At 72.1% G+C, this 23543-nt stretch carries 15 protein-coding genes; 11 read left to right on the top strand and 4 right to left on the bottom strand.

What is annotated here, in order from left to right:
• Positions 1-289 precede the first annotated feature (289 nt).
• From ACE1OA_RS08945 to hflX, 3 genes are all read left to right on the top strand, one after another.
• The gene (locus ACE1OA_RS08945; RefSeq protein WP_432752608.1) at positions 290-2422 is read left to right on the top strand and encodes a RelA/SpoT family protein; all 2133 of its coding nucleotides are present in this window, start codon (positions 290-292) and stop codon (positions 2420-2422) included.
• Between the two features lie 88 nt (positions 2423-2510).
• Positions 2511-4001 carry a M1 family metallopeptidase gene (locus ACE1OA_RS08940; protein WP_432752607.1) on the top strand — a complete coding sequence of 497 codons (1491 nt, stop codon included), beginning with the start codon at positions 2511-2513 and terminating at the stop codon, positions 3999-4001.
• Positions 4002-4119: 118 nt separating this feature from the next.
• On the top strand, positions 4120-5613 hold the full coding sequence (gene hflX, locus ACE1OA_RS08935; RefSeq protein WP_356604263.1) for a GTPase HflX: 1494 nt from the start codon (positions 4120-4122) through the stop codon (positions 5611-5613).
• A gap of 105 nt (positions 5614-5718) precedes the next feature.
• On the opposite strand, the gene ACE1OA_RS08930 is transcribed toward hflX, so the two are convergent.
• Entirely contained in the window at positions 5719-6885 is a 1167-nt protein-coding gene (locus ACE1OA_RS08930) for a trypsin-like serine peptidase (RefSeq protein WP_361313663.1), read from the bottom strand.
• 168 nt (positions 6886-7053) lie between these two features.
• A complete protein-coding gene (locus ACE1OA_RS08925) occupies positions 7054-8229 on the bottom strand; it encodes a trypsin-like serine peptidase (RefSeq protein WP_384867720.1) in 1176 nt (391 codons plus the stop codon).
• Positions 8230-8551: 322 nt separating this feature from the next.
• Here ACE1OA_RS08925 and ACE1OA_RS08920 point away from each other — a divergent pair, with 322 nt between their 5' ends.
• Genes ACE1OA_RS08920 through ACE1OA_RS08900 form a run of 5 tightly spaced genes read left to right on the top strand, consistent with a single transcriptional unit; the run spans position 8552 to position 16779 of the window.
• Positions 8552-10027, top strand: a complete 1476-nt coding sequence (locus tag ACE1OA_RS08920; RefSeq protein WP_356604257.1) for a diaminobutyrate--2-oxoglutarate transaminase family protein — start codon at positions 8552-8554, stop codon at positions 10025-10027.
• A gap of 41 nt (positions 10028-10068) precedes the next feature.
• Positions 10069-12069 carry an IucA/IucC family protein gene (locus tag ACE1OA_RS08915; protein WP_432752606.1) on the top strand — a complete coding sequence of 667 codons (2001 nt, stop codon included), beginning with the start codon at positions 10069-10071 and terminating at the stop codon, positions 12067-12069.
• 41 nt (positions 12070-12110) lie between these two features.
• Positions 12111-12878, top strand: coding sequence for a GNAT family N-acetyltransferase (locus ACE1OA_RS08910; RefSeq protein ID WP_386543095.1), 768 nt, complete (start codon positions 12111-12113; stop codon positions 12876-12878).
• A 60-nt stretch (positions 12879-12938) separates the two neighbouring features.
• A complete protein-coding gene (locus tag ACE1OA_RS08905) occupies positions 12939-14756 on the top strand; it encodes an IucA/IucC family protein (RefSeq protein ID WP_356604253.1) in 1818 nt (605 codons plus the stop codon).
• Between the two features lie 49 nt (positions 14757-14805).
• Positions 14806-16779, top strand: a complete 1974-nt coding sequence (locus tag ACE1OA_RS08900) for an ATP-dependent DNA helicase (RefSeq protein ID WP_384867711.1) — start codon at positions 14806-14808, stop codon at positions 16777-16779.
• 88 nt (positions 16780-16867) lie between these two features.
• Here the strand turns inward: ACE1OA_RS08900 and lexA are convergent, their stop codons facing one another.
• Positions 16868-17659 (bottom strand): transcriptional repressor LexA, encoded by a 792-nt coding sequence (gene lexA / locus ACE1OA_RS08895; protein ID WP_356604249.1) that lies wholly within the window; start codon positions 17657-17659, stop codon positions 16868-16870.
• Positions 17660-18148: 489 nt separating this feature from the next.
• On the opposite strand from lexA, the gene nrdR reads away from it, so the two are divergent.
• Positions 18149-18658 (top strand): transcriptional regulator NrdR, encoded by a 510-nt coding sequence (gene nrdR / locus ACE1OA_RS08890; RefSeq protein ID WP_356604247.1) that lies wholly within the window; start codon positions 18149-18151, stop codon positions 18656-18658.
• 188 nt (positions 18659-18846) lie between these two features.
• Positions 18847-21750, top strand: a complete 2904-nt coding sequence (locus ACE1OA_RS08885) for a vitamin B12-dependent ribonucleotide reductase (RefSeq protein WP_356777422.1) — start codon at positions 18847-18849, stop codon at positions 21748-21750.
• A 219-nt stretch (positions 21751-21969) separates the two neighbouring features.
• Here ACE1OA_RS08885 and ACE1OA_RS08880 read toward each other — a convergent pair whose 3' ends face one another.
• Entirely contained in the window at positions 21970-22500 is a 531-nt protein-coding gene (locus ACE1OA_RS08880; protein WP_356604243.1) for a TerD family protein, read from the bottom strand.
• Positions 22501-22797: 297 nt separating this feature from the next.
• Here ACE1OA_RS08880 and ACE1OA_RS08875 point away from each other — a divergent pair, with 297 nt between their 5' ends.
• Positions 22798-23403 carry a YdbC family protein gene (locus tag ACE1OA_RS08875; RefSeq protein WP_356604241.1) on the top strand — a complete coding sequence of 202 codons (606 nt, stop codon included), beginning with the start codon at positions 22798-22800 and terminating at the stop codon, positions 23401-23403.
• The last annotated feature ends 140 nt before the right edge of the window (positions 23404-23543 follow it).

The raw sequence follows: 23543 nt of genomic DNA, 5'->3' as shown, positions 1-23543 counted from the left end.
AGCCGGACAGCCGGACAGCCGGACAGCCGGACAGCCGGACACCGGCCCCCTCGAACCTCCCGCCGCGCCGGGCCCGGCCGGCCTGGCCCGCCACGCCCGCCCCCTCGGAGCGGGCACGACCGACGGGAATCGAAACAGTCAACGACTGATCCGTCGCTCGAATGGGTGATCCGTTTCACGCTGGGCGAGAGGGGCACTGCAGCGCGTGGTGGGGTCGGTAACATCAAGCACCGGCCCGGCAGGCACGCCTTGCCCGCCCACCGCCGGTCGACGTTGCCGGAGGTGCCCCATGAGTGCAGAGGCCACCAACCCTGCGAGCGCGGCCGAGGCCACCAGCCCCGACGCGCCCAGCCGCAGACGCGCCCGCGCGAGGATCGACCTCCGCCGACTGGGCCGCGCCGCTCTGCTCGGTCCCACCGCGAGGGACCGGCTGCCGGACGCCATCGGGCACGTCGCCGAAGCGCACCGCGCCCACCACCCCGAGGCCGACCTCGCGGTGCTGCGCCGGGCGTACGTCCTCGCCGAGTTCTCGCATCGCGGGCAGTTCCGCAAGAGCGGTGAGCCGTACATCACCCACCCCCTCGCCGTCACCCTCATCCTCGCCGAACTCGGCGCAGAGACGACCACGTTGACCGCCTCCCTCCTCCACGACACCGTCGAGGACACGGACGTGACGCTCGATCAGGTCCGCGAGCAGTTCGGCGAGGAGGTCGCCTATCTCGTCGACGGCGTGACCAAGCTGGAGAAGGTCGACTACGGCGCCGCCGCCGAACCGGAGACCTTCCGCAAGATGCTCGTCGCCACCGGCAACGACGTCCGCGTGATGTCGATCAAACTCGCCGACCGGCTCCACAACATGCGCACCCTCGGCGTGATGCGCCCCGAGAAACAGGTCCGCATCGCCAAGGTCACCCGCGACGTCCTCATTCCCCTCGCCGAACGGCTCGGTGTACAGGCGCTCAAGACGGAGCTGGAGGACCTGGTCTTCGCGATCCTCCACCCCGAGGAGTACGAGAACACCCGCGCCCTCATCGCCGAGAACACCGGCGCCGGCGACGCGCTCGCCGCCATCGCGGACGCCGTCTCCGCCGCGCTCCGCGAGGCGGACATCCCCGCCGAGGTCCTCATCCGGCCCCGGCACTTCGTCTCCGTCCACCGCGTCCGGCTCAAGCGCGGAGACCTGCGCGGCAGCGACTTCGGCCGGCTCCTCGTCCTGGTCAACGAGGACGCCGACTGCTACGGCGTCCTCGGCGAGCTCCACACCTGTTTCACCCCGGTGATCTCCGAGTTCAAGGACTTCATCGCCGCCCCGAAGTTCAACCTGTACCAGTCGCTGCACACGGCCGTCGCCGCCCCGGACGGAGCCGTCGCCGAAGTCCTCATCCGCACCCACCAGATGCACAAGGTCGCCGAAGCGGGCGTCGTCGCCCTCGGCAATCCGTACCCGCCCCCGGCCACGGCCGACGCCGGCGCCGAGGCAGCCGAGGACGGCGAGCGCGCCGACCCCACCCGCCCCGGCTGGCTCTCCCGCCTGCTCGACTGGCAGGAGGCCACCCCCGACCCCGACACCTTCTGGACCTCGCTGCGCGCCGACCTCGCCGAGGACCAGGAGATCACCGTCTTCCGCGCCGACGGCGGAACCCTCGGTCTGCCCGCCGGGGCGAGCTGCGTGGACGCCGCCTACGCCCAGCACGGCGAAGCCGCCCACGGCTGTCTCGGCGCGCGCGTCAACGGCCGTCTGGCGACGCTGAGCACGGTGCTCGTCGACGGCGACACGGTGCAGCTGCTCCTCGCCCAGGACGCCACCTCGGGCCCGTCGCCGCAGTGGCTGGACCACGCCCGCACCCAGGCCGCCCGGATCGCGATCACCGCGTGGCTGCGGGCGCACCCCGAAGCCGCGAAGGCCCCCGACGCCGACCCCCGGCCGCCCTCGTCCGTCACCGCGGACCGGCGTACCGGCACCCGGCTCCTCGCCGAACTCCCCGGCAGCGCCACCGCCGCCGTGCGGCCCGCCGGCTGCTGCACGCCCGTACCCCCGGACGAGATCACCGGCTTCCTGGTACGCGGCGGATCCGTCACCGTCCACCGCACCGGCTGCGCCTCCGTCGACGCGATGAGACGACTCGGCCGCGAACCGGTCGTCGTGCACTGGGGCGACACCGCCGAATGCCGGGTCACGCTCGTCGCCGAGTCCTTCGGCAGACCCCATCTGCTCGCGGACCTCACCGAGGCCATCGCCGGTGCCGGCGTGGCCGTGGTCGCCGCGACCGTCGAGCCGCCCAGCGAACAGCGGGTCCGGCACACGTACACCCTCCAACTCCCCGACGCCGCCGGACTCCCCGCCCTCATGCGGGCGATGCGCGACGTCCCCGGCGTGTACGACGTGAGCCGCGCCCGCCACCCCGCCTCGCCGCAGGACTGAACCGGAAGACCCCGGTGGCATGACTCCTTCGGGTGGCGGGCGAGCGCGCCGCCCGGGGGAGCGGCGGACGCCCTGGTAGCCGTAGCCCATGCCGCTCACACCCCGACTTCGCCCCCCACGCGCGCGGTGGCTGCGTTCCGCCGTCGTGGTCGCCGCATCGGCCGGACTGCTCGCCGCGGCCCTCCCCGCGCCGGCGCCCCTCGGTATCGGAGACCCGCTCTTCCCCCACCTCGGCAACCCCGGCTACGACGTCCTCGCGTACGACATCGGCCTTACCTACCCGGGGACGAACACCAAGCCGCTCCAGGCCGTGACCCGCATCGACGCCCTCGCGACCGAGGACCTGGAACGGATCAACCTGGACTTCACCCACGGCACGGTGGCCTCGGTCACGGTCGGGGGCGAACCCGCGGACTTCACCACGAGCGGCGAGGACCTCGTGATCACCCCGGCCCGCGCGGTCCGGTCCGGTGACGCGCTCGCCGTCACCGTCCACCACACCAGCGACCCCACCGGACCCGCCGACAACGGCGGCTGGGTCCGGACCGGCGACGGCCTCGCCATGGCCAACCAGGCCGACGCCGCCCACCGGGTCTTCCCGTCCAACGACCACCCGGCCGACAAGGCCCTCTTCACCTTCCGGATCACCGCCCCCAGCGCGCTGACCGCCGTCGCCAACGGCCTGCCCGCGGGCCGGACCGAGCACGGCGCCACCACGACCTGGACCTACCGCACGGCCCACCCCATGGCCACGGAGCTCGCCCAGGTCTCCATCGGCCGCACCACCGTCGTCCACCGGGCCGGCCCGCACGGACTCCCCGTCCGGGACGTGGTGCCCACCGCCGACCGGGAGGTCCTGGAGCCCTGGCTGCGGCGCACCCCCGGCCACCTGGAATGGATGGAGCGCCAGGTCGGGCCGTATCCCTTCGAGACGTACGGCCTGCTGATCGCGGACGCCGACACCGGCTTCGAGCTGGAGACGCAGACGCTCTCCCTCTTCGAGCGGAGGCTCTTCACCGAGCCCGCGTTCCCGGCGTGGTACGTCGACTCGGTCATGGTCCACGAGCTGGCCCACCACTGGTTCGGCGACAGCGTCTCCCCCCGCACCTGGTCCGACCTCTGGCTCAACGAGGGGCACGCGAGCTGGTACGAGGCGCTCTACGCCGACGAGACGGCGAAGCAGTCGCTGGAAAGGCGCATGAAGGCGGCGTACACGGCCTCCGACACCTGGCGCGCCGGCGGCGGCCCGCCCGCGGCCCCCGCGCCGCCCTCGCCCGGCAAGAAGATCAGCCTCTTCCGGCCCGTGGTGTACGACGGCAGCGCACTCGTCCTCTACGCCCTGCGCCAGGAGATCGGCGAGGACGCCTTCCAGCGGCTGGAGCGCCGCTGGGTCGACGAGCACCGCGACGGCACCGCCACCACCGCCGACTTCACGGCACTGGCCTCCGAGGTCGCGGGGCGTGACCTCGGCTCCTTCTTCGCGGGCTGGCTGTACGCGAAGAAGACCCCGGCCATGCCGGGCCACCCGGACTGGCGCAGTCGCGCGCCTGAGGCCGCCGGAGCCGTGAAACCGGGGTGACGGGCCCCGTCCGGGCGTGTCACCATCATCAGGTCGGCAGCGCGGCCCGGCCGGGAATGTTTCGCGGCCGTCACACGTTGTGATCGACGCAACGACTTTCCATCGAAGTAAGGATCAAATGACCTCCTCTTCATCCCCTTCCCAGGACGAGCAGAGCTTCGCCGAGACGAGCCGCACCGAGAGCCTTCGGGCCGATGCCCTGATGGAAGAGGACGTCGCCTGGAGCCACGAGATCGACGGAGAGCGGGACGGCGATCAGTTCGACCGCTCCGAGCGCGCGGCTCTGCGGCGCGTGGCGGGCCTCTCCACCGAGCTCGAGGACGTCACCGAGGTCGAGTACCGGCAGCTGCGCCTGGAGCGCGTGGTGCTGGTCGGTGTGTGGACCTCGGGGACCGTCCAGGACGCGGAGAACTCCCTCGCGGAGCTCGCGGCCCTCGCCGAGACGGCGGGCGCCCTCGTACTCGACGGCGTCATCCAGCGCCGTGACAAGCCGGACCCGGCCACCTTCATCGGCTCGGGCAAGGCACGCGAGCTGCGGGACATCGTGCTCGAGACCGGCGCCGACACCGTCGTCTGCGACGGCGAGCTCAGCCCCGGTCAGCTCATCGCCCTCGAAGACGTCGTCAAGGTCAAGGTGGTCGACCGGACCGCCCTGATCCTCGACATCTTCGCCCAGCACGCCAAGTCCCGAGAGGGCAAGGCGCAGGTCGCTCTCGCGCAGATGCAGTACATGCTGCCGCGACTGCGCGGCTGGGGTCAGTCGCTCTCCCGTCAGATGGGTGGCGGCGGCGGTGGCGGCATGGCCACCCGTGGTCCCGGTGAGACCAAGATCGAGACCGACCGGCGTCGGATCCGCGAGAAGATGGCGAAGATGCGCCGGGAGATCGCGGAGATGAAGACCGGCCGCGACATCAAGCGGCAGGAGCGGCGCCGTCACAAGGTGCCGTCGGTCGCCATCGCCGGATACACCAACGCCGGCAAGTCCTCCCTGCTCAACCGGCTGACCGGCGCGGGTGTGCTGGTGGAGAACGCACTGTTCGCCACCCTCGACCCGACCGTCCGCCGGGCCGAGACACCGACCGGCCGGGTGTACACCCTGGCCGACACCGTCGGGTTCGTACGGCACCTGCCGCACCACCTGGTCGAGGCGTTCCGCTCCACGATGGAGGAGGTCGGCGACTCCGACCTGATCCTGCACGTGGTGGACGGGGCGCACCCGGCTCCGGAGGAGCAGCTGGCCGCCGTGCGCGAGGTGTTCCGAGACGTCGGCGCGGTGAACGTGCCGGAGATCGTGATCGTCAACAAGGCCGACGCCGCCGATCCGCTGGTACTGCAGCGGATCATGCGCGCCGAGCGGCACGCCATCGCGGTCTCCGCCCGGACGGGCGAGGGCATCGAGGAGCTGCTCGCGCTCATCGACGCCGAACTGCCCCGTCCGCAGGTCGAGATCGAGGCGCTCGTGCCGTACACCCAGGGCGGTCTCGTCTCCCGGGTGCACGCCGAGGGCGAGATGCTCTCCGAGGAGCACACCCCGGAGGGCACGCTGGTCAAGGCGCGGGTGCACGAGGAGCTGGCGGCGTTCCTGATGCCGTACGTTCCCGCCGCGCACTGAGCGGTCGTCCCACGCGGAAGGCCCCGCCCCCTCGCATCGAGAGGGCGGGGCCTTCCGCGTGTGCGGTCCGGTCCGGGCCCGGTCGCCGGGACCGGGCCCACCGGGTCAGCGGGCGAACTTCTTGCTGACCATGTCGTGCGCGGCCTGGGCGCCCCGGCCCAGCTGCGGTCCCGCGAGCCAGCCGTTGCCGCCGGCCGGGCCGATCGAGGTGTTCGACACGAGCGCCGTCTTGCCGTTGGGCAGCACCCGGAACCAGCCGCCGCCGGACGAACCGCCGGTCATCGTGCAGCCGATGCGGTACATGGTCGGCGTGGCCGGGGCCGTGGTCAGCCGGGTCGGCCGGTCCAGGCACTTGTGCATGATCAGGCCGTTGTACGGCGGCGCCGCCGGGTAGCCCCAGGCGCCCATCGTGCCGGCCTGCGCGGCCGTCGGCGCCGAGAAGTCGACCGGCAGGGCCGCGCCCACGGTCTCCTCCAGGGACTTGCCGCCCCGCTCCGGCTTCACGTGGAGCACGGCGTAGTCGTAGGGCCAGGCGGGGTTCGTGCCGCCGCGCTGGATCCACTCGCCCGAGGTCACGGCCCAGTCGGCCCAGTACTGGCCGTAGGGGGCGACCTCGTGCGGCTTGGCGTTGCGCAGCGCGGACGCCGACTTGCCGAGGTCGTTGTAGGCCGGCACGAAGGCGATGTTGCGGTACCAGCCGCCGCGCTGACCGGCGTGCACGCAGTGGCCGGCCGTCCAGACCATGTTGGACCTGCCGGGCCGGCGCGGGTCCTTCACGATCGTGCCGGAGCAGACCATGTGGCCCTGCGGGGAGTCGAAGAAGATCTTGCCGACCGGGGCCGCGTTGCGGTGGTACGGCGTCTTCTCGCGCTGGGCCTGCACCGGCCGCGGCACCGGGTCGCTGCCGGAACTGCCCGCGGTGGCCGCGATCGTGGGGTCGGGGCTCTTCGCCGACTGCATGCGCTCGTTGTCCCAGAGCCCGTCGATGACCGGGTTGACGAAGTCCTCGGCCTCACGCAGCCACTTGTCCTGGTCCCAGTTCTTCCAGTCGCCGTTCTTCCACTTGTCCAGGTCGACGCCGTGCTTCTTCAGCTTGTCGGCCAGGTCCTGGGGGAGCGCGGCGTCACCGCCGTCGCCCGCGGGACCGGAGGCGGTGGCGCCGGCGGCCGGCTTGTCGGCGGCCGGCGTCTCGGTCGGGCCGCAGCCCGTCACGGTCAGCGCGAGCGCCACCGTCAGACCGGCGGCGGCCGGCAGAAGTCGTATGGAACGCATGAGTTGTTCTCCCCCTGAGACGGATCCCGCGTCCCGGCCCTGCCACCCAGCTGGTTGCCATGGACGCGTCACTAGCGGTGCACAGTATGCCTGCCGCGGGGAGGCGGGACCCCCGGGGCCTGTCGTCGAAGACACCCCCTGGGCCCCGCCTCCCGGTTCACCCGCGGGTCAGTTGCCCGCGTACTTCTTGCTGACCGCGTCGTACACGCCCTTGGCCTCGGCGCCCAGGCGCGGACCCGCCAGCCAGCCGGCCGTCACCGGGCCGATGGAGGTGTTGGACACCAGCGCCGGCTTGCCGTCCCGGCCCTTGGCCACCCAGCCGCCACCGGACGAACCGCCGGTCATGGTGCAGCCGATGCGGTACATCGTGGGCTGATCGACCTTCACCGAGAGGCGGCCCGGCCGGTCCTGGCACTGGAACATCTTCTGGCCGTCGTACGGCGGACCCGCCGGGTAGCCGGTCGCCGTCATGGCGGAGATCTTCGACACCGCCGGGGCGTTGAACTCCACCGGGAGGGCGGAACCGACCGTCTCCTCCAGCGACTTGCCCGTGCCGCCCTTCTCGGGCGTCACGTGGATCACCGCGAAGTCGTACGGCGCGCCCTGACCGCCGGTCGACGCGCCCTCCGCGATCCACTGGTCGGACGTCTGCACCCAGTCGCCCCACCACACGCCGTACGGAGCGACCTGGTCACGGGTGGCGTTCTCCAGCGCGGAGGTCGGCTTCCCGCTGTCGTTGTAGGAGGGGACGAAGGCGATGTTGCGGTACCAGCCGCCCTTCTTGCCGGCGTGCACGCAGTGACCCGCCGTCCAGACCATGTTGGACTTGCCCGGGTGCGCGGGGTCCTTCACGACCGTGGCCGAGCAGACCATCGAACCCTGCGGACCGTCGAAGAAGACCTTGCCGGCCTCGGGGACGTTGGCGTGGTACGGCGACTGGACGGACTTCGCCCGCACCGGCGCGGGGGTCGGGTCGGTGACACCCTTGTCGCCCGAGATGTCCTCCTCCTCGACCGGCTTGTCGGGGCGCTCGGCGTCCCGCATGCGGTCCGGGTCCCAGAGGTCCTCGATGATCGGGTTGACGTAGTCCTTGGCCTCACGCAGCCAGGTGTCGCGGTCCCAGTTCTTCCACTCGCCGTTCCTCCACTTGTCCAGATCGATCCCGTGCTCCTTGAGCCGGTCCTTGAGGTCGTCCGGAATCGTGATCTTGTCGCCGGTGGACGGACTCGCGGGCGCGCTGGGCTTGTTCCCCGCGTTGTCCTCGGTCGGGCCGCAGGCCGTCGCCGTCAGCGTCAACGCCGCCACGGCGGCTGCCGCGGCGAGCAGCGGACGAATCGGTCGCATCTCGTGATCCCCCTGGGACTACGTCAACTTGTGCATGAGTGAACAGTGTCGGCGCCGTGACCGGCGCCCGAAGTGCGGCCCCCACTATGCCGGTGCCGGAGGGGACGGTACGCGCCAGGTGCGCGGTTCCCGCCCCGGTGCGGCCGTTGCCGGGACGTGACGCAGACCACTCGCAGGATCTTCGGATCGGCCCGTTATCCCCGGCGCCTCCCGTCGTTGGTAGGTACGGGGGGCACAGAGGCAGCGTTCACGGCCGTCGTACACACGGTCGAGCGACGTACCGATGTGCAACGCAACTGTTACAGCGGGAGGACACCGAGCCGTGGCCGTGACCGAACCAGCCCCGGCGGCACCGGGGGCCGCGCGGACGGACGAAGGGGAGAGGGCGACGGGCGGGGGGAGCGCCCACGAGGGCATCCTGCGACGCCAGTCACTGCGCGAGTCGGCGGCGCGCACGTACGCGCGCTCGCTGCCGATCGTCCCCGTCCGGGCTCGGGGACTGACCATCGAGGGCGCGGACGGCCGCCGTTACCTCGACTGCCTGTCGGGCGCCGGGACGCTGGCACTCGGGCACAACCATCCGGTGGTCCTGGAAGCGATCAGGAAGGTGCTCGACTCGGGCGCCCCGCTCCACGTCCTCGACCTGGCGACCCCGGTCAAGGACGCCTTCACCACCGAGCTGTTCGCCACGCTGCCGGCCGGCCTCGCCGAGAACGCGCGGATCCAGTTCTGCGGCCCCGCCGGTACGGACGCCGTCGAGGCCGCCCTCAAACTGGTCCGCACGGCCACCGGCCGCAGCGGACTGCTCAGTTTCGCCGGCGCCTACCACGGGATGACGGCGGGGGCCCTCGACGCCTCGGGCGGCGCGACCGACGTCCGGGTGACCCGGCTGCCCTACCCGCAGAACTACCGCTGCCCGTTCGGCGTCGGCGGAGACCGCGGCGCCGAACTGGCCGCCCGCTGGACCGAGAACCTCCTCGACGACCCCAAGAGCGGGGTCACCACACCCGCCGCGATGATCCTCGAACCGGTGCAGGGCGAAGGCGGCGTGCTCCCCGCGCCCGACGACTGGATGCGCCGCATGCGGCGCGTCACCGCGGCCCGTTCCATTCCACTGATCGCCGACGAGGTCCAGACGGGCGTCGGCCGCACCGGCGCCTTCTGGGCCGTCGACCACAGCGGCGTCGTCCCCGACGTCATGGTCCTGTCCAAGGCCATCGGCGGTTCCCTGCCCCTCGCCGTCGTCGTCTACCGCGCCGAGCTCGACGCCTGGGAACCCGGCGCCCACGCCGGTACCTTCCGCGGCAACCAGCTCGCCATGGCCGCCGGCGCGGCCACCCTCGCCTACGTCCGGGAGAACCGCCTGGCCGACCGGGCCGCCACCCTCGGAGCCCGCATGCTCGGCCGCCTCCAGGGTCTGGCCGCGGCCCACCCCGCCATCGGCGACGTGCGCGGCCGCGGGCTCATGATCGGCGTCGAACTCGTCGACCCCACCGCCGAGGACCCTCTCTCCGCCGATCCCCACACCCCGCCCGCCGACCCCGCTCTCGCGGCGGCCGTCCAACGGCAGTGCCTGGACCGCGGACTCATCGTGGAACTGGGCGGGCGCCACTCCGCGGTCGTCCGGCTCCTCCCGCCGCTCACCCTCACCGACGAACAGGCCGAGGCCGTCCTCGACCGCTTCGCCGACGCCCTGGCAGCCGCCGAGCGCTCCCACCGCCCGGCACCGCCCGACCGTCCCCGGCCCGTACGCCAGCGGGCCGCGCACCACCGGAACGACACCGGACCGTCCCACTGATCCCGGACCGAACCCGGACACCATCACAAGGAAGTCCCGCCGTGAACGCGACCCCCGCACCCGAAGCGCCCGACGCCGACAGCACCCCGCACGGGCCCCTCGCCGTCGAACACGCCGTCGTCCCCCGTCAGCACTCCGGCCCGTACGACCCCCGGCCCGCCGCACGGCCGGCGTCCGTCCCCGCGCCCCCCGCCGCCCCGTACGGGGCGGAGGACGCGTACGTGCCCGACGCCCAGGTCCCCCTCCGGGCGACGGATCCCGACGACGCCTCCGACCGGTTCGGCGACCCGGACCCGTTCGGCGACCCGGACCCGTTCGGCGATCCGGACCCGCTCGACGACCCGGACCCGCAGCGCGCGGCGGACCTCGCGACCATCGAGAACCTGCTGCGCTGCTGGGTACGGGAGAAGAACCTGCGGGGCCCCGCGTCCGGCACCCTGCGCATCCCCCTCGACGCCAGCGGCACCGCCCTCCTCGTCCCCGTCCGCCACTGGTCCCTCACCGGCTGGCACCGCTTCGGCGCCCCCGCGCTCGAAGGGCTCCCGACCTCCGCCCCGGCGGCGGACGCCGTCACCGTCGCCGCCCTCCTCAGCCGCGAGACCGGACGACCGGAAGGCACCGAACTCGTCGGCCGGGTCGCCGACTCCGCCCGCCGGACGGCCGAGTTCATCGCCGAGCGCCGCCGCCGCCCGAACCCCGGCCCCGACGCCGACCTGTTCCTCACCGCCGAACAGTCCCTGCTGCTCGGCCACCCGCTCCATCCCACCCCCAAGAGCCGCGAAGGTCTCTCCGAGGCCGAGGCCCGCCTCTACTCGCCCGAGATGCACGGCTCCTTCCCCCTGCGCTGGATGGCCGTCGACCGCACCGTGCTGGCCACCGACTCCGCCTGGACGGAACAGGGCCGCCCCGTCACCGCCGAGCAGCTCTCCACCGGCCTCGCCGAAGGACTCGAACTCCCCCCGGGCACCGTGCCCCTGCCGCTGCACCCCTGGCAGGCCCGCGAACTGCTCCACCGGCCGGCCGTCGCCTCCCTCCTCGACGCGGGACTCCTGCACGACCTCGGACCCCACGGCGCCTCCTGGCACCCCACCTCCTCCGTCCGCACCGTGCACCGCCCCGGCTCCCGCGCCATGCTCAAGCTGTCCCTCGGCGTCCGCATCACCAACTCCCGCCGCGAGAACCTCCGCAAGGAACTCCACCGCGGCGTCGAGGTCCACCGGCTCCTGCGCACCGGCCTCGTCGACCAGTGGCAGAGCGCCCACCCCGGCTTCGACATCGTCCGCGACCCCGCCTGGCTCGCGGTCGACACCCCGGACGGCGCCCCCGTCCCCGGACTCGACGTCATGGTCCGCCACAACCCCTTCGCCGCCGGCGACGACGCGGTGTGCATCGCCGCCCTCACCGCCCCGCGTCCCTGGCCCGGCACGGAACGGATGCGTTCCCGCCTCTTCGACCTCGTCACCCGGCTCGCCGCCCGCACCGGCCGGCCCACCACGGCCGTCGCCGCCGAGTGGTTCCTGCGCTACCTCGACCAGGTCGTCCGTCCCGTGCTCTGGCTCGACGGCGCCGCCGGCGTCGCGCTGGAGGCCCACCAGCAGAACACCCTCGTCCTCCTGTCGCCGGAGGGCTGGCCCGTCGGCGGCCGCTACCGCGACAACCAGGGCTACTACTTCCGCGAGTCCCGCCGCGAGGAGCTGGAGGGCCGCCTCCCCGGCATCGGCTCCGTCAGCGACACCTTCGTCTCCGACCAGGTCACCGACGAACGCTTCGCGTACTACCTCGGCATCAACAACGTCCTCGGCCTGATCGGGGCCTTCGGCGCCCAGGGCCTCGCCGACGAGCGCGTCCTGCTCGCCGGCTTCCGCCAGTTCCTCGGCTCCGCCGCCGCCCTCGGTTCCCCCCTGCCGCACCGCCTGCTGGAAGCCACGACCCTGCGCTGCAAGGCCAACCTCCTCACGCGCCTCCACGGCCTCGACGAACTGGTCGGCCCCGTCGACACCCAGTCCGTCTACGTCACCATCACCAACCCGCTGCGTCCCTGAGCGCCCCCACCCGACCCGACAGCCGAGAGGAGATCACCGCCGTGCCTCCCGCCGATGCGAGCACCGAGGCGGATCCGAGTGCCGAGGCCGACGCGCGCACCGAGGCCGAAGCCGCCGGTACCCGCCCCCCGGCCGCCGTCGCCGACCCCACCGGTGACGACACCCTGGACCTGCGCCTCTCCGACGAACTCATCGCCCTCCTCGCCGCCGCCGGCGACGCCACGGGCCCCGCGGACTCCGATCTCCTCGACGCCGTGGCCGGCTGGGCGCCCGCGGTCACGCCCGTCGGCACCTTCCGGCTCGTGCCCGTACGGGTCGATCGGGACCTGGCGCTCGTCACCCGCTGGATGAACGACCCGGCCGTCGCCGCCTTCTGGGAGCTGTCCGGCCCGGAGAGCGTGACCGCCGCCCACCTCCGCGCCCAACTCGACGGCGACGGCCGCAGCGTCCCCTGCCTCGGCGTCCTCGACTCCACCCCGATGAGCTACTTCGAGATCTACCGCGCCGACCTCGACCCCCTCGCCCGCCACTACCCGGCCCGTCCCCACGACACCGGCATCCATCTGCTGCTCGGCGGCGTCGCCGACCGGGGCCGCGGTGTCGGCACGGCACTGCTGCGGGCCGTGGCGGACCTCGTCCTCGACCACCGGCCCCGCTGCACGCGGGTCGTCGCCGAACCCGACCTGCGCAACACCCCCTCCGTCTCCGCCTTCCTGAGTGCCGGATTCCGCTTCTCCGCGGAAGTCGCCCTCCCCGACAAGCAGGCCGCCCTCATGGTCCGCGACCGCCCGCTCCGTCACGTTCTGTGATCGTCCCTCGCCTCACCCACACCGCTCGACCCACAGCGGTTCCCACCCCGAGGAGTCCCCGTGCCGTCGTCCCCTGCCACCCATGACTCCGCACTGCTCGCCCCGCCCGGGCTCAACCCGGCTGCCTGGGCCCGGGCGTCCTCCCGTCTGCTGGCGAAGACCATCGCCGAGTTCGCCTACGAGGAGATCATCGAACCCGTGCGTGACGGGCGATCCGGGCCCGTCCACCCGGGCACGGGTCCCGGGGCCGACCGGTACACCCTGCTCCTCGACGACGGCTCCGCACTCGCCTTCACCGCCACCCGGGGCTCCTACGGCAGCTGGCGTGTCGCGGCCGACTCCATCACCCTCGACGGCCGGCCCCTCACCGACCCGCTCGACCTCCTGGTCCGCGCCCGCCGCCTCCTCGGCCTCGACGGCCCCACCCTCGGCCACCTGATCCGCGAGCTCACCACCACCCTCGTCGCCGACACCCGCCTCGACCACACCGCGCTCGGCGTCGAGGCGCTCGCCGACCTCGGGTACGCCGACCTCGAAGGCCACCAGACCGGTCACCCCTGGCTCGTCCTGAACAAGGGCCGGATCGGCTTCTCCGCGACCGACGCCACCCGCTGGGCCCCGGAAGCCCGCCGCGCCACCCGCCTCCCGTGGATCGCGGTCAGCACCGCCCTCGCCACCTACCGGGGCGTGCCCGGCCTCCACACCCCCGACCGGCTCTACGCGGGTGAGCTGGACGCGGAGACCCGCGCGACCTTCCACACCGTCCTGCGAGCCCGGGGCCTCGACCCGGACGGCTACCTCCTGCTGCCCGTCCACCCCTGGCAGTGGGACGAGATCCTGCTCCCGCTCTACGCCCCGGCCGTCGCGGCAGGCGCCATCGTCCCGCTGCCTGCCGACGCCGACCTGCGCGTGCCGCAGCAGTCCGTCCGCACCTTCCTGAACACCAGCCGGCCGGATCGGCACACCGTCAAGCTGCCGCTCTCCGTCCTCAACACCCTCGTCTGGCGCGGACTGCCCACCGAGCGGACCCTGGCCGCCCCCGCCGTCACCGCCTGGGTCCACGGGCTGCGCGACGCCGACCCCTACCTGCGGGACGAGTGCGGCGTGATCCTGCTCGGCGAGGTCGCCTCCGTGACCGTCGAGCACCCGCTCTACGACCGGCTGCCCGAGGTCCCGTACCAGTACAAGGAACTCCTCGGCGCGATCTGGCGCGAGCCGCTCCGGCTGCCGCCGGGCGAGCGCGCCAGGACCCTCGCCTCCCTGCTGCACACCGATCCCGACGGCCGGGCGTTCGTCGCGGAACTCGTCCGGCGCTCCGGCCTCGCGCCCGCGGTCTGGCTCCAGCACCTGTTCGCCGCCCTGCTGCCGCCCCTGCTGCACTTCCTCTACCGGTACGGCACCGTCTTCTCCCCGCACGGCGAGAACGCCATCGTCGTCCACGACGACCGGGACGTGCCCGTCCGTCTGGCGATCAAGGACTTCGTCGACGACGTGAACATCAGCGCCCGCCCGCTCCCCGAGCACGACACGATGCCCGACGACGTCCGGGCGGTCCTGCTGACGGAGGAGCCTGACTTCCTCACCCAGTTCATCCATTCAGGGCTCTTCGTCGGCGTCTTCCGCTACCTCGCGCCGCTGTGCGCGGAACAGCTCGACGTACCGGAGCAGGATTTCTGGGCGCTGGTCCGGGCGGAGATCCTGCGCCACCAGGCCCGCTTCCCCGAGCTGAAGGAACGGTTCGAGCTGTTCGATCTGCTCACGCCCCGGATCGAGCGACTCTGCCTCAACCGCAACCGTCTGCACCTGGACGGCTACCGGGACCGGGCGGAGCGGCCGCACGCGGCCGTCCACGGGACGGTTCCCAACCCGCTGGCGTGAGCGTTCGCGTGATCCGACTGTCGGTGCCGCCCCTTAGGCTGGACGCGCTATGACGAAGCCATCCCTCCCCGAGCTCCTCCACGCCGCCGTGTCCGCCGTCGGCGGTATGGAGCGACCCGGCCAGGTCACCATGGCCGAGGCCGTGGCCGAGGCCATCGACGACACCTCGCACCTCCTCGTCCAGGCCGGCACCGGCACCGGCAAGTCCCTCGGCTACCTGGTGCCGGCCCTGGCGCACGGGGAGCGGGTCGTGGTGGCCACGGCCACGCTGGCGCTCCAGCGCCAGCTGGTCGAGCGCGATCTTCCGCGGACCGTCGACGCCCTGCATCCGCAGCTGCGGCGCCGTCCGGAGTTCGCCATGCTCAAGGGCCGCTCGAACTACCTGTGCCTGCACCGGCTCCACGAGGGCGTCCCGCAGGACGAGGAGGACGGTCTCTTCGACCCCTTCGAGGCCGCGGCGCCGACGAGCAAGCTGGGACAGGACCTGATCCGGCTGCGGGACTGGTCCGACGACACGGAGACCGGCGACCGGGACGACCTCACCCCGGGCGTCTCCGACCGGGCCTGGGCCCAGGTGTCGGTCTCCTCCCGCGAGTGCCTGGGCGCGACGAAGTGCGCGTACGGAGCGGAGTGCTTCGCCGAGGCGGCCCGCGAGCGGGCCAAGCTCGCCGACGTCGTCGTCACGAACCACGCCCTGCTCGCCATCGACGCGATCGAGGGCGCCCCGGTGCTGCCCCAGCACGAGGTGCTGATCGTCGACGAGGCCCACGAGCTGGTCTCCCGGGTCACCGGCGTCGCCACCGGCGAGCTCACCCCCGGCCAGGTGAACCGGGCCGTCCGCCGGGCCGCCAAGCTGGTCAACGAGAAGGTCGCGGACCAGCTGCAGACCGCGGCCGAGGGTTTCGAGCGCGTGATGGAGCTGGCCCTGCCCGGCCGGCTGGAGGACGTCCCGGAGGACCTGGGGTATGCCCTGATGGCGCTGCGCGACGCGGCGCGCCAGGTCATCACGGCCCTGGGCTCCACCCGGGACAAGTCCGTCCAGGACGAGGACGCCGTCCGCAAGCAGGCCATGGCCTCGGTCGAGTCGATCCACGGTGTCGCCGAGCGCATCACCCAGGGCTCCGAGTACGACGTCGTCTGGTACGAGCGGCACGACCGCTTCGGCGCCTCGGTGCGGGTCGCCCCGCTCTCGGTCTCCGGCCTGCTGCGGGAGAAGCTCTTCTCGGACCGCTCGGTGGTGCTGACCTCGGCGACCCTCAAGCTCGGCGGCGACTTCAACGGCGTCGGGGCTTCGCTGGGCCTCGCCCCGGAGGGCACCGAGGGGGACGATGTCCCGGTGTGGAAGGGCATCGACGTCGGTTCGCCCTTCGACTACCCCAAGCAGGGCATCCTCTACGTCGCCAAGCACCTGGCCCGGCCGGCCCGCGACGGCGACCGCGGCGACATGCTGGACGAGCTGACGGAGCTGATGCAGGCCGCGGGCGGTCGGACGCTGGGCCTGTTCTCCTCCATGCGGGCCGCCCAGCTGGCGGCCGAGGAGCTCCGCTCCCGTGTCCCCGAGTTCCCGATCCTGCTCCAGGGCGAGGACACCCTGGGCGAACTGATCAAGAACTTCTCGGCCGATCCGCAGACCTGTCTGTTCGGCACGCTGTCGCTCTGGCAGGGCGTGGACGTCCCCGGCGCGAGCTGCCAGCTGGTCGTCATGGACAAGATCCCCTTCCCGCGCCCCGACGACCCGTTGATGAGCGCGCGCCAGAAGGCGGTCGAGGAGGCCGGCGGGAACGGCTTCATGGCCGTCGCGGCGACGCACGCGGCCCTTCTCATGGCGCAGGGGGCCGGACGGCTCGTACGGGCCACGGGGGACCGGGGTGTGGTCGCCGTGCTGGATCCGCGGCTGGCGACGGCGCGGTACGGCAGCTATCTGAAGGCCTCGCTGCCCGACTTCTGGTACACCACGGACCGCAACCAGGTGCGCAAGTCCCTGGCGGCGATCGACGCCGCCTCGAAGGCGGCCGGGGTGTAGGGACACCCCCGGCCGCCTCCCGGGCATGGCAGGACCCCGGGACCGGCGCAGTGGGTCCCGGGGTCCGGTCAGTGCCGACGGGGTGGGGTCACACCCGTCGCAGTACCGCGACGACCTTGCCGAGGATGGTGGCCTCGTCGCCGGGGATCGGCTGGTACGCGGAGTTGTGGGGGAGCAGCCAGACGTGGCCGTCCTCGCGCTTGAAGCGCTTCACCGTCGCCTCGCCGTCGAGCATGGCGGCGACGATGTCGCCGTTCTCCGCGACCGGCTGCCGGCGGACGGTGACCCAGTCGCCGTCGCAGATGGCCGCCTCGATCATGGAGTCGCCGACCACCTTGAGCACGAACAGCTCGCCGTCGCCGACCAGCTGCCGGGGGAGCGGGAAGACGTCCTCGACCGACTCCTCGGCGAGGATCGGCCCGCCCGCGGCGATCCGGCCGACCAGGGGCACGTAGGAGGCGGCGGGCTTCCCGGTGGTGTCCGTCGGCTGGGTGCTGGGCTGGTCGGAGCCGCGGACCTCGTACGCCCGGGGGCGGTGCGGGTCGCGGCGCAGGAAGCCCTTGCGCTCCAGGGCCATGAGCTGGTGGGCCACCGACGACGTGCTGGAGAGGCCCACCGCCTGACCGATCTCACGCATCGACGGCGGGTAGCCGCGCCGCTGGACCGAGTCCCGGATGACTTCGATGACCCGTCGCTGCCGGTCGGTCAGGCCCGAGCTGTCGGCCCGGATGCCTGGAGGTCGGCCGGGCATCGAGCGCGCGGGGCGGCCAGGCTCCCCGTCCGCGTTCATGACTGTGTCGTTCATGGCATGCACCGGCTCGGGTCGGCCCTGGGAGCGGTCCTGGGCAGTGATGGTGGCACTGTCTGCGGTGGTGGTCACGTCGGCGGCCCCTCTCGAATGGTCTCCCTGGCTGGCACAACGGTAGTGGCTTTCGAAAGGTTGCGCCAAACACACGTTCGAGTGAAAAATCGCAGATTGCCTTACCTGTGCGAGCGGGTGGGTGTATGGGTGGCCCGGAGCGCATCGGCAATTCGGTCATTACGGTACCGTTCGCGGTCGGCTCGAACGGGCCCGGGGTGCCCTGTCAGTGTGGCACCGGAGGGGGCCGGATCGGCGGAGCCGCGCGCTTCCCGTACTCTCGTGGCCGGTCCCGGGCGCCCCGTCCGCACCGCGCGGGCCCGACACGCGCAATGTGCCGAAAATGCGGCCCGCCCCAAGATCTAGTGGTTGGATTGCATCGGCCACCCACAAGTAGTGGTCCCCGGTCGGCCGGGGGCACTCGGATCACCTATGCTGGTGGTCGCTTCGCAGGGCCGTGACGGACCTGGCGAGGCCAGTCAGTCGTGCCGTGAGGGAGGGTCGGAACCAATGCACTGCCCCTTCTGCAGGCACCCCGACAGCCGTGTCGTCGACAGTCGCACCACCGACGACGGGACGTCGATCCGACGCCGCCGCCAGTGCCCCGACTGCTCCCGCCGTTTCACGACGGTGGAGACCGCCTCGCTGATGGTGGTCAAGCGGTCCGGCGTGACGGAGCCCTTCAGTCGCACCAAGGTCATCTCCGGCGTGCGCAAGGCGTGCCAGGGGCGACCGGTCACCGAGGACGCCCTCGCCCAGCTCGGCCAGCGGGTCGAGGAGGCGGTGCGCGCCACCGGAAGCGCCGAGCTGACCACCCACGACGTGGGTCTGGCCATTCTCGGCCCCCTGCAGGAGCTCGACCTCGTCGCGTACCTGCGCTTCGCGTCCGTGTACAAGGCCTTCGACAGCCTCGAAGACTTCGAGACCGCCATCGCGGAGCTCCGCGAGCGGCCTCCATCCGACCACCGCGGGAGCGGAGTGACCCCCGAGGTCCCCGTGCCCGCCGCTGCCGCCGACTGATCGGCGGTGCCGGACCCGGACGGGGCCGGCCCACCGGCCGCCGCGCGGCCACCGGAAGACGTGCCCCGAACGGCCCGTGAGGCGTTCGTGGCAGCAGTACAGACAGCAGTACAGACAGCAGTACAGAAGATGGTGCCCTGGGAGTAACCGGGCGCCGAAAAGTGTTTTGCCCGTATATGGGAGGCGGCATGACAGAGACGGCGAGCGGTCCGGCACGAGGTTCCCGCGCCAAGGGAGCCAAGGCGGCTGCGGCAGGCCGGCAGGGTCTGCGTATCGAGCGCATCCACACCACCCCCGGAGTGCATCCGTACGACGAGGTGGTCTGGGAGCGTCGTGACGTCGTCATGACCAACTGGCGCGACGGCTCGGTCAACTTCGAGCAGCGTGGCGTCGAGTTCCCCGACTTCTGGTCGGTGAACGCGGTCAACATCGTCACCAGCAAGTACTTCCGCGGGGCGGTCGGCACCCCGCAGCGCGAGACCGGTCTGAAGCAGCTGATCGACCGGATCGTGAAGACGTACACGAAGGCCGGCGAGGAGCACGGCTACTTCTCCTCGCCCGCCGACGCCGAGATCTTCGAGCACGAGCTGGCGTACGCCCTCCTGCACCAGATCTTCAGCTTCAACTCCCCGGTGTGGTTCAACGTCGGCACGCCGCAGCCCCAGCAGGTCTCCGCCTGCTTCATCCTGTCCGTCGACGACTCCATGGAGTCGATCCTCGACTGGTACAAGGAAGAGGGCATGATCTTCAAGGGCGGCTCCGGCGCCGGCCTGAACCTCTCCCGGATCCGCTCCTCCAAGGAGCTCCTCTCCTCCGGCGGCAACGCCTCCGGCCCGGTCTCCTTCATGCGCGGCGCCGACGCCTCCGCGGGAACCATCAAGTCGGGCGGCGCCACCCGCCGCGCGGCCAAGATGGTCATCCTCGACGTCGACCACCCCGACATCGAGAACTTCATCGAGACCAAGGTGAAGGAAGAGGAGAAGATCCGCGCCCTGCGCGACGCGGGCTTCGACATGGACCTGGGCGGCGACGACATCACGTCCGTCCAGTACCAGAACGCCAACAACTCGGTCCGTGTGAACGACGAGTTCATGAAGGCCGTCGAGGCCGGCGGCACGTTCGGCCTGCGTGCCCGCATGACCGGCGAGGTCATCGAGGAGGTCGAGGCCAAGTCGCTGTTCCGCAAGATGGCCGAGGCCGCCTGGGCCTGCGCCGACCCCGGCATCCAGTACGACGACACGATCAACCGCTGGCACACCTGCCCGGAGTCCGGCCGGATCAACGGCTCGAACCCGTGCAGCGAGTACATGCACCTGGACAACACGTCCTGCAACCTCGCGTCGCTGAACCTGATGAAGTTCCTCAAGGACGACGGCAAGGGCAACCAGTCGTTCGACTCCGAGCGCTTCGCCAAGGTCGTCGAGCTGGTCATCACCGCGATGGACATCTCCATCTGCTTCGCCGACTTCCCCACCCAGAAGATCGGTGAGAACACCCGCGCCTTCCGCCAGCTCGGCATCGGCTACGCCAACCTCGGCGCCCTGCTGATGGCGACCGGCCACGCGTACGACTCCGACGGCGGCCGCGCCCTCGCCGGCGCCATCAGCTCGCTGATGACCGGCACCTCGTACAGGCGCTCCGCCGAGCTCGCCGCGGTCGTCGGCGCGTACGACGGCTACGCCCGCAACGCCGAGCCGCACCAGCGCGTCATGCAGCAGCACGCCGACGCCAACACCGCGGCCGTCCGCATGGACGACCTCGACGCGCCGATCTGGGCCGCCGCCACGGAGGCCTGGCAGGACGTGATCCGTCTGGGCGCCAAGAACGGCTTCCGCAACGCCCAGGCCTCGGTCATCGCCCCGACCGGCACTATCGGTCTCGCGATGTCCTGCGACACCACCGGCCTCGAGCCCGACCTCGCCCTGGTCAAGTTCAAGAAGCTGGTCGGCGGCGGCTCGATGCAGATCGTCAACGGCACCGTGCCGCAGGCCCTGCGCCGCCTGGGTTACCAGGAGGAGCAGATCGAGGCGATCGTCGCCCACATCGCCGAGCACGGCAACGTGATCGACGCCCCGGGTCTGAAGACCGAGCACTACGAGGTCTTCGACTGCGCCATGGGCGAGCGCTCCATCTCCGCGATGGGCCACGTCCGCATGATGGCCGCGATCCAGCCGTGGATCTCCGGCGCCCTCTCGAAGACCGTGAACCTGCCGGAGACGGCCACGGTCGAGGACGTCGAGGAGGTCTACTTCGAGGCCTGGAAGATGGGCGTCAAGGCGCTCGCGATCTACCGCGACAACTGCAAGGTCGGCCAGCCCCTCTCCGCCAAGAAGAAGGAGGAGGAGAAGGTCGAGGTCACCGCGAAGTCCGAGGCGACGATCCGCGAGGCCGTCGAGAAGGTCGTCGAGTACCGCCCCGTCCGCAAGCGCCTCCCCAAGGGCCGCCCGGGGATCACCACCTCGTTCACCGTCGGTGGCGCCGAGGGCTACATGACCGCCAACTCCTACCCGGACGACGGTCTCGGCGAGGTGTTCCTGAAGATGTCGAAGCAGGGCTCCACCCTCGCGGGCATGATGGACGCCTTCTCCATCGCGGTCTCCGTCGGTCTGCAGTACGGCGTCCCGCTGGAGACGTACGTCTCGAAGTTCACCAACATGCGCTTCGAGCCGGCCGGCATGACGGACGACCCGGACGTGCGGATGGCGCAGTCGATCGTCGACTACATCTTCCGCCGCCTGGCGCTGGACTTCCTGCCCTTCGAGACCCGCTCCGCGCTCGGCATCCACTCGGCCGAGGAGCGTCAGCGTCACCTGGAGACGGGCTCGTACGAGCAGTCCGTCGAGGACGTGGACGTGGAGGGCCTCGCCCAGTCCGCCCCGCGCCAGACGGAGACCCTGAAGGCCGTCGCCGCCCCGGTCGCCAAGGCCGAGGTCCCGGCCCCGAAGCAGGCGCACACCTCGGCGGAGCTCGTCGAGATGCAGCTGGGCATCAGCGCGGACGCGCCGCTCTGCTTCTCCTGCGGCACGAAGATGCAGCGCGCCGGCTCCTGCTACATCTGCGAGGGCTGCGGCTCGACCAGCGGCTGCAGCTGAAACTGAGCGGAATGGCGTCGGGCGCACGTTCGACGTGAGCCGTGAAGTCAGCTGACCTGCGGTTCCAGAAGGGGATCGGCCACCGGCCGGTCCCCTTCGGCATGCTGCCCCACGCCGGCACTCCGGGCGGAGTGATCCGCACGGCCGGCCGAGCACGGGCTCCGGAAGGGGACCGCCGCTGGTCGGTCCCCCTCCGTCGTGCACGACACCCCGTGCCGCTCAGGCGGGGCGCGCGCCCATCACCGTGGCGAAGGTCTGCGGGTCCGCGTCGAAGCCGCGGCGGATCGAGCGGTACCCCCAGCCCTCGGCCCCTTCGCGGGTGAACTCCACGACCGTCGCCGCCGTCGCGTCGGCCACGTCCTCGAAGCCGTGCGCCACCAGTTCGGTGTATCCCTCGCGGACCCGGACGCCGGTGTGGGCGACCTCGCCGAACGTCAGGCGCCCGTCGCCCTGCTGTATCGCCACGCCCACCACCACGCGCGCGTATTCGGGCGCGAGCCGGTCCAGTTCCAGGACCATCGCCTCGTCGTAGCCGAAGCCCTGTCCCGTACGGCTGTCCCGGCTCAGGGTGATCGTGCCGTCGGGCGAGCGGCTGCCGAAGTGGACGAGATAGGCCGGCGACCCGTGGGGGTCCTCCGCCCGGTAGACCCCCGCGACGATGTCCAGGTCGTGCGGCTGTGCCCCGATCGGGCTGGGGTCCCACTTGAGCGTCACCTCGACCTTGCCGACCCCCTTGTTGAGACCGCTCACCGTGATTCCCCTCTCCGTGTACGACGTGTCCCGGTACGACGCGTTCCGCCGGACCGGTCAACTGCCCTTGGTCGCGGGCAGGTTGTTCATGGTGTCATGAGCGCCCGGTGCGGGTGGCGAAGCGGCGGACGCCGGGCGGCCGGTTCGCCGCGGAACCCTCCGGGCCCCGCGGAGCCGGTCGGCACGCTGTCCGGGGTCTCCGGGATCGAACTGGATGCCGAGTGGGCGGCCGGACTGGTCCGGGTGCACTCCGCCGTAGTCCGACGGCGGCCCTGTCCGGCCCCGTACGATGGCGCGGTGCTGGTCAAGTGGATTCGCTGCACCGTGGTGGACCGTCGGGGGTTCGAGCGGGGACAGCGGAAATGGGCGGGGCTGCTGGGTGAGCCGGGATTCCGGGGACAGGGCGGGGGATGGAGCCGCGGGCGGCCCGACGTCGCCCATGTCTTCGCCTTCTGGGAGAGCCGGGCGTTCTACGACTCCTTCATGGCGCGCTCGCACGACCGGCTCGCGTCGTCGCAGGTGGGCACCTTCAAGGACGTCCAGGTCAAGCTCTTCGACTACCGCTTCGACGTGAAGACGGGCTTCGAGCCCCGGTTCTCGGACGCGGACGTGGCCAGGGTCGCCCACTGCCGGGTGCACGAGGACCGGGTCGACCACTTCGCCCTGATGCAGGAGAAGGTGTGGAACCCGGCGATGGCCGGGTCGCCCGGGATGCTGCGCGGCGTGTTCGGCGAGGCGCCGGGGCACGAGTTCCTGGTGCTGTCGATGTGGCGGTCCGCAGCCGAGCACGGGAAGTACCGGGTGGAACGCATCGAGCGGCTCGGCCTGCGGGCCCAGACGGAGGCCGACGTCGCGGCCCTGACCGGGGACGTGGTGCAGCTGGAGCCGTCCTGGACGGTGTGACGCAGGAAGGGGCGGCTCCACGTGCGGCGGCGGGCCGGTGGCTTCGTGTCCGGTCTCCCACGGCCGACGGCCGCGCGGCCGCTTCACGGGCCGTGTCCGCCGTCTGGAGTCCGCACGCCCGCTGGACCGATCCCGGCGCG

The organism is Streptomyces sp. JL2001, assembly GCF_050917515.1.
Taxonomy (GTDB): Bacteria; Actinomycetota; Actinomycetes; order Streptomycetales; family Streptomycetaceae; genus Streptomyces.
This window is presented reverse-complemented; position numbering and strand designations above follow the sequence as displayed.